Origin of the sequence: Sphingopyxis sp. H053, from assembly GCF_001468225.1 — a bacterium.
Classification (GTDB): Bacteria; Pseudomonadota; Alphaproteobacteria; order Sphingomonadales; family Sphingomonadaceae; genus Sphingopyxis.
On the sequence record NZ_LNRU01000015.1, the window covers coordinates 16368 to 33664 of the forward strand.

The following is a 17297-nucleotide window of genomic DNA, read 5'->3' on the forward strand; positions in this document are numbered from 1 at the left end:
GATGTTCCTTGGGTGACTGCGCGAGCATGGGGCCGAACGATCGGCGAATGGTCCGGCCCGGCGCCCGATGAGCGCCGGGCCGGATGTCATTCATGCAGGCTGAAGATTGACAGCCGAGGTCTTGCCGCGCTGGTCGGTTTCCAGCTCGTAAGAAACGCGCTGTTCCTTGTTCAGCGTCGCCATTCCGGCGCGCTCGACGGCGCTGATGTGGACGAAGCTGTCGCCCGAGCCATCTTCATTGGCAATGAAACCATAGCCTTTGTCGCTGTTGAAGAATTTTACGGTGCCGATGGGCATGGGATGTTTCCTTTCACGAAAACAGGGAATCAACCGGCAAAAGCACCGGAGGAGCTGGTAGCGCGTGAAGGGAAGTATCCGCCGCTAGGCATCAAATTTCCGTCGCAGGCGACGTTAGCCAAATTACATTGAAATTATTTTACCGAAAAGTCAAGGTTTTTGGCAATTTCCTGTGATTTCATCGGTTCGCTGTAAAAATATTCCACAAGAATTGACCCTGCGGCGGGACATGAATTCGGCAAGCCGCATCCGGCGAAGCTCAGCGAATCTCGACCGTCAGATGTTCGATCTCGTGGACGGGTTTGACCCGCGCGCAAATGGTCTCGCGCGTTGCGCCGACGACGCTGATGATTGCCGAATGCGCGCCCGGGCCGACGCGCCAGACGTGGAGGTCGGTGATCTTCGCGTCGCCCGGGCCTTCGACAAGTTCGCGGATCTCGGCCTCGATCGCGGCGTCGGTCGCGTCGAGCAGCACCGCGCCGGTGTCGCGCATCAGCGACCAGGCCCACACCGCGATCACGACCGATCCGACGATCCCCATCAACGGGTCGAGCCACACCCAGCCCAGATAGCGCCCGCCGAGCAAGGCGGCGATCGCGAGTACCGAGGTCAACGCGTCGGCGATAACGTGCAGATAGGCCGAGCGGAGATTGTTGTCGCGCTCGTGCGCATGGCCATGATGATGGTCGTGCGCGTGATCATGGTCATGATCGTGCCCATGGCCAAGCAGCAGTGCGCTCACGATATTCACCCCCAGCCCGATCACCGCGATGATCGTCGCCTCGGTAAAGGCGACGGGGCTCGGATCGACAAGGCGCATCGCCGATTCGAACGCGATGCCGAGCGCAACGATGCCGAGCACGAGCGCCGAGGCGAAACCGGCGAGGTCGCCGACCTTGCCCGTGCCGAAGCTGTAACGGCGCCCATGGGCGTGGCGCTTCGCATAGGCATAGGCGATCGCCGCGATCCCGAGCGCGCCTGCATGCGTCGCCATATGGAAGCCATCGGCGAGCAGCGCCATCGAGTTGAAGGCAAGCCCCGCGGCGATCTCGCCGACCATCATCACCGCGGTGAGTGCGACGACCCACAAGGTACGCCGCGCATTCTCGTCGTGCCGCTTGCCGAGGAAGACATGGTCGTGGGCCAGCGCCTCGGTTTCGCTATCGAACGACATGGCCATTCCCTATCCCAAAAGCGAAGAATGGCAAGCGATGGGAAAGGTGCGGCCCATCATGGGGTGGTCATGTACCCCCATTTTTCGTCATCCCGGGCTTGACCCGGGATCCCGCTTTTTTGCTGCATCGGGCAGCCTTGGCCTCAAGCGGGACCCCGGATCAAGTCCGGGGTGACGATAAAGAGTAAGGTCTACTTCCGGTCGCTTGCCCCATCCCGCATTCCCCCTTGCCGACTCATCCGCCAAAGCCTATATGCGCCGTACTTCTTGACATGGTTAGCCAGTTGGGACGTCGGGGCCGCGGGCCGCGGCGGCTATACCCACATGCTTTCCGGTCATCCGAAACGGGAAATTTCATTGGCCGATCTCAACGTCCTCAATGCGATCATCGCGCCCGAAGCCGAGGCGATGGGCCTTGCGCTCGTGCGCGTCGCTTTCTTTGGCGGCGAGAGCGATCCGACCTTGCAGATCATGGCCGAGCGCCCCGATACGCGCCAGTTGACGATCGAGGATTGCGCCGACCTGTCGCGCCGCATTTCGGCGCAGCTCGACGCGCTCGAGGAAGCGGGCAAGGACCCGATCGAGCAGGCGTACCGGCTCGAAGTGTCGTCGCCGGGCATCGACCGCCCGCTGACGCGCCCTGCCGACTTCGCCGACTGGGCGGGGCACGAGGCGAAGATCGCGCTGAAGGAAAAGCGCGACGGACGTCAGCGCTTCAACGGCGAGCTGATCGGCATCGACGGCGATGTCGTTACGATTTCGGATAAAGAGGGTGTGGAGCACAAGCTGCCGTTCGACGCGATCGACACGGCGAAGCTCGTTCTCACCGACAAATTGATTGCCGCAACCGTCCCGCTCTCGATCGAGGGCGCCGACGAAATGGAAGAAGAAGGACAGGACTGATGGCCACTGCCATTTCCGCCAACAAGGCCGAACTCCTCGCGATTGCCAACAGCGTCGCCAGCGAGAAGATGATCGACAAGGGCATCGTCATCGAAGCCATTGAAGAAGCGATCCAGCGCGCCGCGCGCGCCCGCTACGGCGCCGAGAACGACATTCGTGCGAAGCTCGACCCGCAGACCGGCGACCTGCGCCTGTGGCGCGTCGTCGAAGTCGTCGAACAGGTCGAGGATTATTTCAAGCAGGTCGACCTCGCCGCCGGCCAGAAGCTGCAGAAGGACGCCAAGATCGGCGACTTCATCGTCGACCCGCTGCCCGCAGTCGATCTCGGCCGCATCGACGCCCAGTCGGCCAAGCAGGTGATCTTCCAGAAGGTCCGCGAAGCCGATCGCGAGCGCCAGTATCAGGAATTCAAGGATCGCGGCGGTGAGATCATCACCGGCGTCGTGAAGTCGGTCGAATTCGGCCACATCGTCGTCAACCTCGGCCGCGCCGAAGGCGTGATCCGCCGCGACCAGCAGATCCCGCGCGAACTGATGCGCGTCGGTGACCGCGTTCGCGCGCTGATCCTGTCGGTGCGCAGCGAAACGCGCGGCCCGCAGATTTTCCTCAGCCGCGCGCACCCCGACTTCATGAAGAAGCTGTTCGCGCAGGAAGTCCCCGAAATCTACGACGGCATCATCGAGATCAAGGCCGCCGCGCGCGACCCGGGCTCGCGCGCCAAGATCGGCGTGATCAGCTATGACGGCTCGATCGACCCCGTCGGCGCGTGCGTCGGCATGAAGGGCAGCCGCGTGCAGGCGGTCGTCCAGGAAATGCAGGGCGAAAAGATCGACATCATCCCCTGGTCCGAAGACACGGCGACCTTCGTCGTCAACGCGCTCCAGCCCGCAACGGTCCAGCGCGTCGTGATCGACGAGGATGACAGCCGCATCGAAGTCGTCGTTCCCGACGACCAGCTGTCGCTCGCCATCGGTCGCCGCGGCCAGAATGTCCGTCTCGCCAGCCAGCTCACCGGCAGCCAGATCGACATCATGACCGAGGCCGACGCGAGCGAGAAGCGCCAGCGCGAATTCGTCGAACGCTCGACGATGTTCCAGGAAGAGCTTGACGTCGACGAAACGCTCGCGCAGCTGCTCGTCGCCGAAGGCTTCGGCGAACTCGAAGAAGTCGCTTATGTGGGCATCGACGAACTCGCGAGCATCGAAGGCTTCGACGAGGAACTGGCGCAGGAACTGCAAAGCCGCGCGACCGAAGGCCTCGAGCGCCGCGAAGAAGCCTCGCGTCAGGAACGCCGCGCGCTCGGCGTCGAGGACGATCTGGCCGAGATCCCGCACCTGACCGAAGCAATGCTTGTCGTGCTAGGCAAGGCCGGGATCAAGACGCTCGACGACCTCGCCGATCTCGCGACCGACGAACTGATCGCCAAGAAGCGCACCGACAACCGCCGCGGCCCGCCGCGCAGCGAACGCGCCGAGGACAAGGGCGGCGTGCTGGGCGAATATGGCCTGAGCGAAGAGCAGGGCAACGAAATCATCATGGCGGCGCGCGCGCACTGGTTCGACGACGAGCCGGAAGCCGACGCACCGGAAGCTGGGCCCGCGGCGGAGCCGCAAAACGGGGAGGCCGCCGATGCGGACCCCGCACAATGATCAGCTGAGCGAACCAGACCGCGCTGGTCGGCGCGGCCAGCATGTGCCTGAACGGCGCTGCGTCATCACCGGCAAGGTTTCGCCGGCCGAACGGCTCGTGCGCCTTGCGCTCGGGCCCGACGGCACGATTGCGCCCGACGTCCTCGGCAAGGCGCCGGGGCGCGGCGCGTGGATCGGCGTCGATCGCGCGACGCTCGAAGCCGCACAGGCCAAGGGCAAGCTGAAGGGCGGGCTGGCGCGCGCGCTGCAGGACGGCAATTTCACGATCCCCGACGACCTTGGCGCGCGCATCGAGGCGCAGCTTCAACGCGCGACGCTCGACCGGCTGGGGCTGGAATCGCGCTCGGGCACCCTGCTCAGCGGAAATGAAAAGATCGAAACCGCGGCGCGCAAGGGTCAGGTTCGCTTGCTGCTCCACGCCAGCGATGCGGGCGAGGACGGGCGCAAGAAATTGGCGCAGGCGTGGCGCGTCGGCGAGGACGATGAAGGCTCGGGCCGCGAGGGCCGGGTCTTGCCGGTGGACCGCGGCACCCTATCTATGGCATTAGGCCGCGAGAATGCGGTGCATCTGGCGTTGACCGACGCCCGCGCCGCGGACCGGGTGCTGGCGCATTTGAGCCGCTGGCAGTTTTTCACAGGATGGAGTAGGGACGCGACCAACCGCGATTCCGACCCGCACGCCGCGCCGGCTTCTGGCGAGGAAAATATTGGGGCGTTGCCGACCAGCAGCGCCGCTTCGGACGCGTTTTGAAGGAATGATGGTTTTCGATGAGTGACGAACAGGACAAACCGACCCTTACCCGCAAGCCCCTGGGGCTGAAGCGGACGGTCGAGGCCGGACAGGTGCAGCAACAATTCAGCCACGGGCGCCGCAACACGGTGGTGGTCGAGGTGAAGCGTCGCCGCGTGCTCGGTCGTCCGGGCGAAGCCGCCCCGGTCGAGGCCGAAGAGGTCGAGGCCGCTCCGGCGCCCGCACCGACTCCCGCTCCGGCACCCGCGCCCGCTCCGAAGCCGGCCGCGCCCCGCGTCAGCGAGAATGACAGCCTGATGTCGCGTCAGGAACGCCAGGCGCAGCTGCTGCGCGAGGCCGAAGAAGCGCGCATGTCGGCGCAAGAAGATAATCGCCGCCGCGACGAAGCCGCGCGTGCGCGCGCCGCCGAGGAAGAGAAGGCGCGCGCCGAAGCCAAGGTCGAACAGGCAACGGCGAAGGCCGTCGAGCCGGCTCCTGCCGCGCCCGCTGCCGAAGCGCCCGCTGCCGCTCCCGCCGCCGAAGCGCCCGTCGCTGCCGCAGCGCCGCAGAGCGAGGCCGCGCCGACACCCGCACCGCGCGCGACGACCAGCGCTGCGCCCGCACCGCGCCGCTTTACCCCGGTCGCGGCTCCGCAGCGCCCCGAACCCAAGCGTCCCGAGCCGAAGGCAACCCGTGGCGGCGACAGCCGCCGCCAGTCGGGCAAGCTTACCGTCACGCGGGCGCTGAACGAAGACGAAGGTGCGCGCGCGCGCAGCCTCGCGGCGCTGAAGCGCGCCCGCGAAAAGGAAAAGCGTTCGCACACCGCCTCGTCGGGTCCGCGTGAGAAGCAGATCCGCGAAGTCACCGTGCCCGAAAGCATCACGGTTCAGGATCTCGCCAACCGCATGGCCGAAAAGACCAGCGATCTGGTCAAGGCGCTGTTCAAGATGGGCGTCCCGTCGGCGAGCACCGACACGATCGATCAGGACACCGCCGAACTGCTCGTCACCGAGTTCGGGCACGAGATCATCCGCGTCAGCGAAGGCGACATCGACATCCGTCACGATGAAGATGTCGACGATGCCGAACATCTGAAGCCGCGCGCTCCGGTCGTCACGATCATGGGTCACGTCGACCACGGCAAGACGTCGCTGCTCGACGCGCTGCGCGGTGCGAATGTGCAGGCGGGCGAAGCCGGCGGCATCACCCAGCATATCGGCGCCTATCAGGTGAAGACCCCCGACGGGTCGCTCGTCACCTTCCTCGATACGCCGGGCCACGAAGCCTTTACCGAGATGCGTCAGCGCGGTGCCAATGTCACCGACATCGTCATCTTGGTGGTCGCCGCCGACGACGGCCTCAAGCCGCAGTCGATCGAGGCGATCAATCATGCGAAGGCGGCGAACGTGCCGATCATCGTCGCGATCAACAAGGTCGACAAGGAAGGCGCCAATCCGCAGCGCGTCCGCGAACGCCTGCTCGAGCATGAGCTGGTGGTCGAGGAAATGGGCGGCGACGTGCAGAATGTCGAAGTGTCGGCGCTGAAGAAGACCGGCCTCGACAAATTGCTCGACGCGATCGCGGTGCAGGCCGAAATCATGGAGCTCAAAGCCAACCCCGACCGCGCCGCCGAAGGCACCGTTGTCGAGGCGAAGCTCGACAAGGGCCGCGGCCCCGTCGCGACGATCCTCGTCCGCCGCGGTACGCTCAAGGTCGGCGACATCTTCGTCTGCGGCGCCGAAAGCGGCCGTGTTCGCGCGCTGATCGACGACCAGGGCAAGCAGATCAAATCGGCGACCCCGTCGATGCCGGTCGAAGTGCTCGGTCTGGGCGGCGTCCCGATGGCGGGCGATACGCTCACCGTCGTCGAGAATGAAGCGCGCGCCCGCGAAGTCGCGACCTATCGTCAGGAACAGGCGACGCGCAAGCGCACCGTCCAGGCACCGGTCAGCCTCGAAGGCATGTTCGAGGCGCTCGCCGACAAGGCGAACGTCATCCAGTTCCCGGTGATCATCAAGGGCGATGTGCAGGGGTCGGTCGAGGCGATCGTCAATGCATTGAACAAGCTGTCGACCGACGAGATCCGCGTCCGCGTGCTCCAGTCGGGCGCCGGCGCGATCACCGAGAGCGACGTGACGCTGGCGGCGGCGACCAAGGCGCCGATCATCGGCTTCAACGTCCGTCCGAACGCCAAGGCGCGCGATATCGCGAAGCGCGAAAAAGTGCGCTTCATGTATCATGACGTCATCTATCACCTGACCGATGAGATCAGGAAGGAAATGGCGGGCGAGCTGGGTCCCGAACGGATCGAAACCGTCGTCGGCCGCGCCGAGGTCAAGGACGTGTTCCCCGCGGGCAAGCGCGACAAGGCTGCGGGTCTGCTCGTGCTCGAAGGCTCAATCCGCAAGGGGCTGCACGCACGCCTTACGCGCGACGACGTCATCGTGTCGGCAACGACCATCTCGTCGCTCCGCCGCTTCAAGGACGATGTCGCCGAAGTGCGCGCGGGTCTCGAATGCGGTGTCGTGCTGGCGGATACCAACGACATCAAGGCGGGCGACCACCTCGAAGTCTTCGAAGTCGAACTGCGCGAACGGACGCTCTAACGGGCGTCCGCTCCGCGCGGGTCAGGAGGTGCCGGCATGGCTCGCTATGTGGCATTGTTCGGCAGCATCAACGTCGGTGGCAACCGGCTGACGATGGCCGACCTGCGTTCGGCGTTCGAGGCCGAGGGTTTCAGCAACGTCGAAACCGTCGTGGCGAGCGGCAATGTGCTGTTCGACCATGACGCGCGGCCGACGCGCGGGCTCGAAGAGAAATTGTCGATCATGGTCGACGAGCGTTTCGACATGACGAGCGCGGCGCTGGTGCGCGATCGCGACGAACTCGCCGCGGCGATCGCCGACAATCCGTTCGCGGGCACGAACGAGGATCGCATCGTCCATACGATGTTCCTCGACGGTCAGCCCACCGCGGAGCAGTTCGATGCGCTGGCGACCGACCACCGCGTCCGGCCGAACGAGCGCCTCGCGCTCGGCGACCGGGCGCTCTATATCGACTTTGGCGACGGAGCCGCCGACAGCAAGTTGCACGCGCGGCTGATCGAGCGGCGGCTGGGACACAAGGGCACCGCGCGCAACATGCGCTCGATCGCGCGGATCATCGCGAAACTGGACGAAGAGGCAAAGGGTTAGGCGATGAAAACCGAAAAAGAAAAAGGCCCCTCGGTCCGCGTGCTGCGCGTCGGCGAACAGGTGCGCCACCTCCTCTCCGAAATCCTCGCACGCGGCGACGCGCATGACGAGCTCTTGGCCAAGCATCCGGTGAGCATCACCGAGGTCCGCATGTCGCCCGACCTGCGCCACGCAACGGTGTTCGTGAAACCCTTGCTCGGCAAGAATGAGGAAGCGGTGCTGAAGGCGCTGCGCACCAACACCGCCTGGCTGCAAAAGAGCGTCGCCGAAAAGATGAGCATGAAATATGCCGCGAAGCTCAAATTCTTGAGCGACGAAAGCTTCGATGAGGCGAGCCATATCGACAAATTGCTGCGCGACCCGAAGGTGGCGAGGGATTTGGCGAGCGGCGAGGGCGAAGCCCAAGACTGATCTGAAAACTATCGTCATCCCGGCGAAGGCCGGGATCTCGACCTCTCGTTATGACGTCACCATGAGATCCCGGCCTTCGCCGGGATGACGGAGCTGGGGTTCGGCTAAGGCTACTTCCCCTTGATCCCCGCCGCCTTCTCCAGCTCGACCAGCGCATCCTCCAGATAGTCGATCAGCCGCTGGACGTGCGGAACGCTGCGGCGGCACGCGGTGATGCCGAAATCGATATTCTTGTTGTTCGACACCTGCGTGATGTTCATCGCCATGCCGTCGACCGGGATGCTCGCGGGATACATGCCGTCGAGCCGCGCGCCGTTCCAGTAAAGCTGCTCGCGCGGGCCGGGGACGTTCGAGATGGTGACGCTGTACGCCGGGAACTTGTCGGCGGTGCGCGTCAGCGCGGTCAGCATCTGCGGCATTTGCGTGATCGCAGTATAGATTTGGATCTGCTGCGCGGTCATTTCGCGAAGCTGCGCCTTCGCGGCGTTCATCGACGCCTGGATCGTCGCCATGCGCGTCGCGGGATCGTCGATATGCGTCGCGAGGTTCGCGGTCACCGCCGCGACCGAATTGCCCGAATCGATATCGTCCTTGGCGCGGATCGACACCGGCGCCATGGCTTTCAGCGGCTTGTCGGGCAGCTCGTTCAACGATTGCAGATATTTGCGCATCGCGCCCGAACACATGGCGAGCACCGCGTCGTTGATCGTCCCGTCATATGCCTTGCCCATCGCGCGCACGCGTTCGAGCGACCAGCTTTGCGCGACGAAACGCCGCGCGCCGGTGATGTTGCGGTTGAAGCTGGTGCGCGGCAACCCGCCCCACGGCGTCGCAAGGTCGCTGCCGCCGAGCCCGAACATCGCGGCGGCATATTGGTTCAGTGCCTTGGTCACCCCGACGCTGTTGCCCCATTGCTCCTTCAGGAAGCCGCCGATGGCCTTGATGTCGGTGATGCTCGGCGTCGGCGCTTTCTTCGGCGCCGGGAATTTGCGCTTATACGCTTCATAGGCTTCGACCGACATCGGCGAGTAGCTACGCTTTTCCTTCGCATCGGCGCTCAGCATCGCGTTGGTGAAGTGCATCGACGACGCGCCGTCCATCAGCGCATGGTGGATCTTGAAATAGGTCGCGATCTGCCGGTCGGGCAGGCCCGAGATCAGCGTGATCTCCCACATCGGTCGCGTCCGGTCGAGCAAGGTCCCGTGAAGGCGCGAAACGAGCTCGAACATTTCGCGATAGCGCCCCGGCTTGGGCAAGGCGGCGCTGCGCACATGGTAATGCATGTCGATGTCGCGGTCGGGTTCGAGCCGGATCGGGCCGTACTGACCGAGCGGCGTGAGCTTCAACACCTCACTGAATGGTCGCCGCAGCCCCTCGGACTGTCGCAGCATCGCGAGCTGCTCGTTCAGCCACTCGGTCTCGTCGACCTTGTCGGGCAATGTATAGAGATTGACGCCGCCGACATGCATCGGCGTCTCGCGCGTTTCCGCGACCAAAAACATCGCGTCGGTCACCGGCATCAGCCGCATGGCAGCTCTCCCCACTGTTTATGCTGCATCTTTGATGCGCAGCATGACAGGGGGTGTGGGTGTGTCAAGCGCGTGGGCCCGGGCTAGTTAGTTGACAAAGTCAAATAATTGACGCATCGTATCACCATGCCATCGGTCAACCTCCACCTGCCGGACGATCACGCGCCGGCGCCCCATGCCGCCACGGACGCGCTGCGCCGCTTCAACCGCTTCTACACGCGCTTTGCCGGGGTTCTTGGTCCTGGCTATATGGGCAGCGAGCTTTCGCTGATCGAGGCGCGCATCCTCTATGAAATCGCCACGGGGCAGCCGGTCGTCTCGAAGCGGATCGTCGAGACGCTGTCGGTCGACCCCGGTTATCTCAGCCGCATCCTGCGCCGCTTCACCCAACTGGGCTGGATCGCGCGGACGCGCGGAGCCGACGCGCGCGAGCATCCGATCCGGCTGACCGCGGCGGGCGAGGCGCTGTTTTCCCAGCTCGACCGCACGACCGCCGCTTCGACATCGGCGACGCTCGCGCATCTGTCGCCGGGCGAGCAGGCCGGGCTGGCCGAGCGGCTGGCATGGATCGAGGCGCGGCTGGCGGGTGTGCCGCTGCCGCCGCCCGCGGTCCGTCCGTGGCGGCCGGGCGACATGGGGCTGATCACCGCGCAACAGGCGGTCTATTATCGCAATGCCTATGGCTGGGGCGACGCGATGGAAGTGCTGATCGGCGAGATTACGAGCCGCTTCGTTCGCGATTTCCATGCCGGCCGCGAACAATGCTGGGTCGCCGAACGCCATGGTGAACTGCTCGGCAGCGTCTTCCTCGTCGCGGAGTCCGACGAGGTCGCGCGGCTGCGCCTGCTCTATGTCGATGCCGCGGCGCGGGGCCATGGTCTCGGCCGCGATCTCGTCGGGCGCTGCATCGCCTTCGCGCGCGAGGCGGGCTATGCCGAACTGGTGCTCTGGACGCACACGGTCCTCGCATCGGCGCGCGCCATCTATGCGGACTATGGTTTCACCATCGAAAAGGTCGAGACGCACGACGAATTCGGCAAGCCCGAACAGAGCGAACACTGGCGGCTCGCGCTTTAGGGTCTGGACCCTAAGTCCTGACAACTGGTGCAAGGCCCATGTCCGCGCTATTGGGCGCCGATGGCCAAGCTCTATTTCTACTACGCCAGCATGAACGCTGGCAAATCGACGACGCTGTTGCAGGCGGATTTCAACTATCGCGAGCGCGGCATGGAAACGATGCTGTGGACCGCGGCGCTCGACGACCGCTACGGCGCGGGGCAAGTGACGAGCCGCATCGGGCTGATGGCCGAAGCGCATAAATTCGATCCCGACAGCGACCTGTGGGCGGCGGTGGGCGCCGAAAACGCTGAGCGGCCGCTCGCCTGCGTGCTCGTCGACGAAGCGCAGTTCCTGACGCGCGCGCAGGTGCTGGAGCTTGCGCGGCTCGCCGACGAGGTGGACATCCCGGTGCTCTGCTATGGCCTGCGCACCGATTTTTCGGCCGAGCTATTCCCCGGATCGGCGGCGCTGCTCGGCATTGCCGACGCGCTCGTCGAGCTGAAGGCGGTGTGCGAGTGCGGGCGCAAGGCGACGATGAACCTGCGCGTCGACGAAAGCGGCCGCGCCGTCGTCGAGGGCGCGCAGACCGAAATCGGCGGCAATGACCGCTATGTCGCGATGTGCCGGCGCCACTTCATGGCGAAACGGCGCGAAGCCGCGGAAGTGCTCGCCAATGCTTGACCGCCTTTATGTCGACCTTGCCGACGGCAACCTCCGCCTCGTCAAGCTGACCGAAGCGCATCGCGAAGACCTGCGCGCCGCCTGCGCCGCCGATGCCGATGTCTGGGCAATCTATTCGTCGAGTTTCGGCCCCGGCCATTTCGACAAGAGCTTCGATACGCTGATCGGCGGCTCTGGCCGCATGCCCTATGCGATCATGGACGGCGATAGGCTCGTCGGCATGACCGCCTGGCTGCGCCCCGATATGTCGGCGCAGACGGTCGAGATTGGCAACAGCTTCATCCACCCCGATGCGCGCGGCACCGGCTTCAACGGCCGGGTCAAGCGCCTGATGCTCGATCACGCCTTTGCGGTCGGCATCCGCCGCATCGAATTCCGCATCGACGAGCGCAACAAGCGGAGCCAGGCCGCGGTCGCGAAGCTCGGCTGTACCAAGGACGGCGTGCTGCGGTCGGAGCGCATCACCTGGACGGGCTATGTGCGTGATACCGGCCTCTGGTCGTTACTTGCAAGCGAGTGGCAAACATAATCCTCCCTGTCGCGAAGCGATGGGGAGGGGGACCGCCGCCGTAGGCGGTGGTGGAGGGGCGGCGACGTTGCGCCACAGCCCCTCCGTCAGCGCTTCGCGCTGCCACCTCCCCATGCCTTCGGCACAGGGAGGATCAGGGTCAGCCAAGGTTCAGCCTGCTCTGGCTAAACGACTCGCCATGAAGAATCTCGCACTCTCCCTGGCCGCCGTGCTGCTTCCCCTTTCTGCGGCCGCGGCGGCCAACGAGCCTGCAAAAGAACCGCGCGCGCTCGGCGTCGAATCGAGCATCGTCTTTCCGAGCGACAGCACGATCCGCAACTGGCAGGCCGACCGCGACCGCGGCATCTGGATCGAGGGCCGCCGCGGCGAATGGTATTATGGCAGCTTCGCCGGCCTCTGCCGCGATGTCGATTTCGCGCACGCGATCGGCGTCGAAACGCGCGGTGCCGGGCGGCTCGACAAATTTGCGTCGATCATCGTCCGCGGTGAGCGCTGCATGCTCTCGTCCTTCGTGACCTCGGCGCCGCCGCCGTCGAAGGAGGAGCGCAAGGCCGCGCGCGAAGCCGAAAAGGCCGCGCAAAATTGACAGTCTTCAACCCGCGATTTCTTGTCTGCCGCATTTTACGAACCATCAGGTTTCACCTGACTTGAAAATGCTCTAGCGGCGCGGGATGAACGGCTGGATCATCCTCGACAAACCTGTCGGCCTTGGCTCGACGCAGGCGGTGGGCGCGGTGAAACGCGTGTGCCGCGAGGCGGGGCTGGGCAAGGTCAAGGTCGGCCATGGCGGCACGCTCGACCCGCTCGCGTCGGGGGTGCTGCCGATCGCGCTCGGCGAGGCGACGAAGCTTTGCGGCCGGATGCTCGATGCGAGCAAGATTTACGACTTCACCGTGAAGTTCGGAACCGAAACGGACGGCCTTGATGCGGAGGGCGAAGTGGTGGCGACGAGCGACGTGCGACCGACGCTCGCCGAAATCGAAGCGGTGCTGCCGCGCTTCACCGGCCCGATCGAACAGGTGCCGCCGGCCTATTCGGCGATCAAGATCGACGGCCAGCGCGCCTATGACCGCGCGCGCAAGGGCGAAGCGGTCGAGATGAAGGCGCGCAGCGTGACGATCCATGCGCTCGAGCTGCACCCCGCGCCGGCGGGGCCACGCGAAAGCGCCACCCTCACCGCCCATGTCTCCAAGGGCACCTATATCCGCAGCCTCGTGCGCGACATCGCGTACGCCGTCGGCACCGTCGGCCATGTCACGATGCTGCGCCGCACCAAAGCGGGGCCGTTCGATCTGGAACACGCGATTTCGCTGGACAAATTGAACGCATTCGGCCAAGGGGCCGCGCAATCAGAAATATTTCTGCCGCTTGAGGCAGGGCTGGTCGACATCCCGGCTCTGAACCTTTCCCCGGAAGCGGCAGGGGCGATCCGTCAGGGTCGTGTCTGGACCGGGGGTAGCACGGATGACGGGCTCTATTGGGGAAGGGACAGCGAAATGCGTCCCGTTGCCCTGATCGAGGCTTTGGCGGGAACGCTGAAAGTCGTCCGGGGCTTCAATCTGTAAACAAGGATGTTCGAGGAAAATATCTATGTCGATTACCGCCGAGCGCAAAACCGAAGTCATCACCGACAATGCCCGTGCAAAGGGCGATACCGGTTCGCCGGAAGTGCAGGTCGCAATCCTGACCGACCGCATCAACACGCTGACCGCCCACTTCAAGGCGCACCACAAGGACAACCACAGCCGCCGCGGCCTCCTCATGATGGTCAACAAGCGTCGCAGCTTGCTCGACTATCTGAAGAAGAAGGACGAGGGTCGCTATTCGGCTCTCATCGCGAAGCTGGGTCTTCGTAAGTAAGAATTTCTGGCGGCCCCGGATTTCCGGGGCCGCTGTCATATTGGTCCCGCGCAAAGTGCCGGGCCACAGGGCCGCTCCCGCATCCGGCGGGACCGCCATAAGGGCAGACAGACGCCCTAAACCGCCCCGGGCCGGATTGCCCGGAATCAGAGGCCCCGCCCGGCATCGGGCCCGGCGGGCGAAGGAAACTCCATGTTTGACGTGAAAAAAGTATCGATCGAGTGGGGCGGTGAAACGCTGACCCTCGAAACGGGCAAGGTTGCCCGTCAGGCCGACGGCGCGGTTGTCGCGACGCTTGGCGAAACGATGGTGCTGGCTGCCGTGACCGCTGCCAAGACGGTCAAGGAAGGGCAGGATTTCTTCCCGCTCACCGTCCACTATCAGGAAAAATATTCGGGCGCAGGCCGCATCCCCGGCGGCTTCTTCAAGCGCGAGCGCGGCGCGACCGAAAAGGAAACTTTGGTTTCGCGTTTGACCGATCGTCCGATCCGTCCGCTGTTCCCCGAAGGTTTCTACAACGAAATCAACGTCATTGCTCAGGTCCTGAGCTATGACGGCCACAATGAGCCCGACATCCTTGCGATGGTCGCCGCCTCGGCAGCGCTCACCATCTCGGGCGTGCCCTTCATGGGCCCGATCGGCGCCGCACGCGTCGGTTATGTCGATGGCGAATATATCCTGAACCCCACCGACGCGCAGGTTGCCGAAGGCGACCTCGACCTCGTCGTCGCCGCGACCTACGACGCCGTGATGATGGTCGAATCCGAAGCCAATGAGCTGTCGGAAGAGATCATGCTCGGCGCCGTGCTGTTCGCGCACGACGCGTGCAAGGACGTCGTCAAGGCGATCGTGAAGCTGGCCGAACAGGCTGCCAAGGATCCCTGGGACATGGCCGAACAGGCCGACCTGTCGGCTGCCAAGGACAAGCTCAAGAAGCTGATCGGCAAGGACATCGCCGCCGCGTACAAGCTGACCGACAAATCGGCCCGCTCGAACGCGCTGAACGAAGCCCGCGCCGCCGCCAAGGCTGCTTTCGCCGACGCCGCGCCGCAGGACCAGATGGCCGCCGGCAAGCTGATGAAGAAGCTCGAAGCCGAAATCGTTCGCGGCGCCATCCTCAAGGACGGCAAGCGCATCGACGGACGCACGACGACGCAGATTCGTCCCATCCTTGCCGAAACGCACTTCCTGCCCCGCGCGCACGGTTCGGCGCTGTTCACCCGCGGCGAGACGCAGACCATCGCGACCTGCACCTTGGGCACCAAGGACAGCGAGCAGATGATCGACGGCCTCAACGGCCTCAGCTACTCGAACTTCATGCTGCACTATAACTTCCCGCCCTATTCGGTTGGCGAAGTCGGTCGTTTCGGGGCACCCAGCCGCCGCGACATCGGCCATGGCAAGCTGGCATGGCGTGCGCTGCACGCGGTGCTGCCGACGAAGGACGAGTTCCCCTACACGATCCGCATCACCAGCGACATCACCGAGTCGAACGGCTCGTCGTCGATGGCGTCGGTTTGCGGTGGTTCGCTGGCCATGATGGACGCCGGTGTTCCGCTGAAGCGTCCGGTTTCGGGCATCGCGATGGGCCTGATCCTCGAAGGCAAGGATTATGCGATCCTGTCGGACATCCTTGGTGACGAAGATCACCTCGGCGACATGGACTTCAAGGTTGCGGGCACCGCCAACGGCATCACCACGATGCAGATGGACATCAAGATCGCGGGCATCACGCGCGAGATCTTCGAAGCCGCTTTGAACCAGGCGAAGGAAGGCCGCGCGCACATCCTCGGCGAAATGGCGAAGGCGCTGGGCGAAGCCCGCACCGAGCTGTCGGCGCATGCGCCGCGCATCGAAACGATGCAGATCGACAAGTCGAAGATCCGCGACATCATCGGCACCGGCGGCAAGGTGATCCGCGAGATCGTCGCAACCACCGGCGCCAAGGTCGACATCGACGACGAAGGCCTGATCAAGATCTCGTCGAGCGATCCCGAGCAGATCGAAGCCGCGCGCAAGTGGATTTCGGGCATCGTCGAAGAAGCCGAAGTCGGCAAGATCTATGACGGCAAGGTCGTCAACCTCGTCGATTTTGGTGCGTTCGTGAATTTCATGGGCGGCAAGGACGGTCTGGTCCACGTCAGCGAAATCGCCAACGAGCGCGTCGAGAAGGTCGCCGATGTCCTGAGCGAAGGCCAGGAAGTCAAGGTCAAGGTCCTCGAGATCGACCCGCGCGGCAAGGTTCGCCTGTCGATGCGCGTCGTCAACCAGGAAACCGGCGAAGAGCTGGAAGACACCCGCCCGCCGCGCGAACCGCGCAGCGATCGCGGCCCGCGCCGTGATGGCGGTGATCGTGGCGATCGCGGCCCGCGTGGCGGCGGCGGCGGTCGTGACCGCGGCCCGCGCCGTGACGGCGGCGGCGAAGGCCGTGGCGACCGCGGCCCGCGCCGCGAGCGCAGCGAAGGTCCGGAAGATCAGGGTCATGTGCCCGACTTCCTGAAGGACTGAGCCTTCCGCTAATCGGAAAAGAGAAGGGGCCGCGAAAGCGGCCCCTTTTTCTTGGTAGCTTTGGGGTGGATTCTTGCCCGTTCCCTTCCGCAGGTATACCGTCGATTTCCAGTCATTCGTGGAAGACCAATGCAGGATGTTCTGGAAGGATACGCCGCCGTTGCCACCGCGGACTTTATTGCCGCATATGAAGGGCTGTCGCCGGAAAGCATATACGAGCACGTCATCGATTTACTCCCAGATCGCAGCATTAAGATTGCGGATATTGGAGCCGGAACGGGGCGCGACGCAGCATGGTTGGCCGCCAAGGGACACGACATACTCGCTATCGAACCGGTGCGTGAACTTCGCGAGGCGGGCAAGAAGCTTCACCCCGCCGCAAATATCAAGTGGCTGGATGATCGCTTGCCATATCTCGGCGCAGTGCCGGCCGGTGCCTCGTTCGATCTCGTGACCTTGTGCGCCGTGTGGCAGCACCTTCCCGACGCAGATCGGGCAATCGCCATAGCTCGCCTTGCGACTATGATCGCACCGAACGGAATCCTCATCATGTCGCTTCGACACGGCCCCGGCGCCAAAGGTCGCAGGGTATTTCCGGTGTCGCCCGACCTGACAATCGAAATGGCATATGCTTGTGGGCTGCACCTTCTACGCAGGCAGCACGCCCACTCCATTCAAAGGGGCAATCAGGTCATGGGGGTTTCTTGGACTTGGCTTGCTTTCGGGAAGGTCCGCTAACGGAGCGCTTCGCCGCAGCGTTGATTGGCGTATTC

17 protein-coding genes are annotated in these 17297 nt (G+C 64.5%); 14 read left to right on the forward strand and 3 right to left on the reverse strand.

The window, feature by feature from the left end:
* Positions 1–90: 90 nt before the first annotated feature.
* Positions 91–297, reverse strand: coding sequence for a cold-shock protein (locus tag ATE70_RS21620; protein WP_037514749.1), 207 nt, complete (start codon positions 295–297; stop codon positions 91–93).
* 259 nt (positions 298–556) lie between these two features.
* Positions 557–1471, reverse strand: a complete 915-nt coding sequence (dmeF, locus tag ATE70_RS21625) for a CDF family Co(II)/Ni(II) efflux transporter DmeF (RefSeq protein ID WP_058539695.1) — start codon at positions 1469–1471, stop codon at positions 557–559.
* Between the two features lie 357 nt (positions 1472–1828).
* On the opposite strand from dmeF, the gene rimP reads away from it, so the two are divergent.
* From rimP to rbfA, 6 genes are read left to right on the forward strand one after another with little or no spacing between them, the layout of a single operon-like run.
* Positions 1829–2374: a ribosome maturation protein RimP gene (rimP, locus tag ATE70_RS21630; protein WP_058539614.1), complete on the forward strand. Its 546-nt coding sequence runs from the start codon at positions 1829–1831 to the stop codon at positions 2372–2374.
* Positions 2374–4023: a transcription termination factor NusA gene (nusA, locus tag ATE70_RS21635; protein WP_058539615.1), complete on the forward strand. Its 1650-nt coding sequence runs from the start codon at positions 2374–2376 to the stop codon at positions 4021–4023. The genes rimP and nusA overlap by 1 nt, the downstream gene beginning before the upstream one ends.
* Entirely contained in the window at positions 4004–4774 is a 771-nt protein-coding gene (locus ATE70_RS21640; RefSeq protein ID WP_082639903.1) for a DUF448 domain-containing protein, read from the forward strand. Before nusA ends, ATE70_RS21640 begins: the two co-directional genes overlap by 20 nt.
* Before the next feature lie 17 nt (positions 4775–4791).
* Positions 4792–7359 carry a translation initiation factor IF-2 gene (gene infB / locus ATE70_RS21645; protein ID WP_058539616.1) on the forward strand — a complete coding sequence of 856 codons (2568 nt, stop codon included), beginning with the start codon at positions 4792–4794 and terminating at the stop codon, positions 7357–7359.
* Positions 7360–7395: 36 nt separating this feature from the next.
* Entirely contained in the window at positions 7396–7947 is a 552-nt protein-coding gene (locus tag ATE70_RS21650; protein WP_058539617.1) for a DUF1697 domain-containing protein, read from the forward strand.
* A 3-nt stretch (positions 7948–7950) separates the two neighbouring features.
* Entirely contained in the window at positions 7951–8358 is a 408-nt protein-coding gene (gene rbfA, locus ATE70_RS21655) for a 30S ribosome-binding factor RbfA (protein ID WP_058539618.1), read from the forward strand.
* 110 nt (positions 8359–8468) lie between these two features.
* On the opposite strand, the gene ATE70_RS21660 is transcribed toward rbfA, so the two are convergent.
* Positions 8469–9887, reverse strand: coding sequence for a WS/DGAT/MGAT family O-acyltransferase (locus ATE70_RS21660; protein WP_058539619.1), 1419 nt, complete (start codon positions 9885–9887; stop codon positions 8469–8471).
* A gap of 126 nt (positions 9888–10013) precedes the next feature.
* Here ATE70_RS21660 and ATE70_RS21665 point away from each other — a divergent pair, with 126 nt between their 5' ends.
* The 8 genes from ATE70_RS21665 to ATE70_RS21700 all read left to right on the forward strand — a co-directional run bounded on the left by ATE70_RS21665 (position 10014) and on the right by ATE70_RS21700 (position 17262).
* The gene (locus ATE70_RS21665; RefSeq protein ID WP_058539620.1) at positions 10014–10964 is read left to right on the forward strand and encodes a bifunctional helix-turn-helix transcriptional regulator/GNAT family N-acetyltransferase; all 951 of its coding nucleotides are present in this window, start codon (positions 10014–10016) and stop codon (positions 10962–10964) included.
* Between the two features lie 60 nt (positions 10965–11024).
* Positions 11025–11627, forward strand: coding sequence for a thymidine kinase (locus ATE70_RS21670; protein ID WP_058539621.1), 603 nt, complete (start codon positions 11025–11027; stop codon positions 11625–11627).
* Positions 11620–12156: a GNAT family N-acetyltransferase gene (locus ATE70_RS21675; RefSeq protein ID WP_058539622.1), complete on the forward strand. Its 537-nt coding sequence runs from the start codon at positions 11620–11622 to the stop codon at positions 12154–12156. Before ATE70_RS21670 ends, ATE70_RS21675 begins: the two co-directional genes overlap by 8 nt.
* Positions 12157–12334: 178 nt before the next feature.
* Complete coding sequence (locus tag ATE70_RS21680) at positions 12335–12742, forward strand: DUF6491 family protein (RefSeq protein WP_231732795.1); 408 nt, start codon at positions 12335–12337, stop codon at positions 12740–12742.
* An 85-nt stretch (positions 12743–12827) separates the two neighbouring features.
* A complete protein-coding gene (truB, locus tag ATE70_RS21685) occupies positions 12828–13721 on the forward strand; it encodes a tRNA pseudouridine(55) synthase TruB (RefSeq protein ID WP_058539623.1) in 894 nt (297 codons plus the stop codon).
* Between the two features lie 25 nt (positions 13722–13746).
* Positions 13747–14016, forward strand: a complete 270-nt coding sequence (gene rpsO / locus ATE70_RS21690) for a 30S ribosomal protein S15 (RefSeq protein WP_058539624.1) — start codon at positions 13747–13749, stop codon at positions 14014–14016.
* A gap of 192 nt (positions 14017–14208) precedes the next feature.
* A complete protein-coding gene (pnp, locus tag ATE70_RS21695; RefSeq protein WP_058539625.1) occupies positions 14209–16524 on the forward strand; it encodes a polyribonucleotide nucleotidyltransferase in 2316 nt (771 codons plus the stop codon).
* Between the two features lie 129 nt (positions 16525–16653).
* Complete coding sequence (locus ATE70_RS21700) at positions 16654–17262, forward strand: class I SAM-dependent methyltransferase (RefSeq protein WP_058539626.1); 609 nt, start codon at positions 16654–16656, stop codon at positions 17260–17262.
* The last annotated feature ends 35 nt before the right edge of the window (positions 17263–17297 follow it).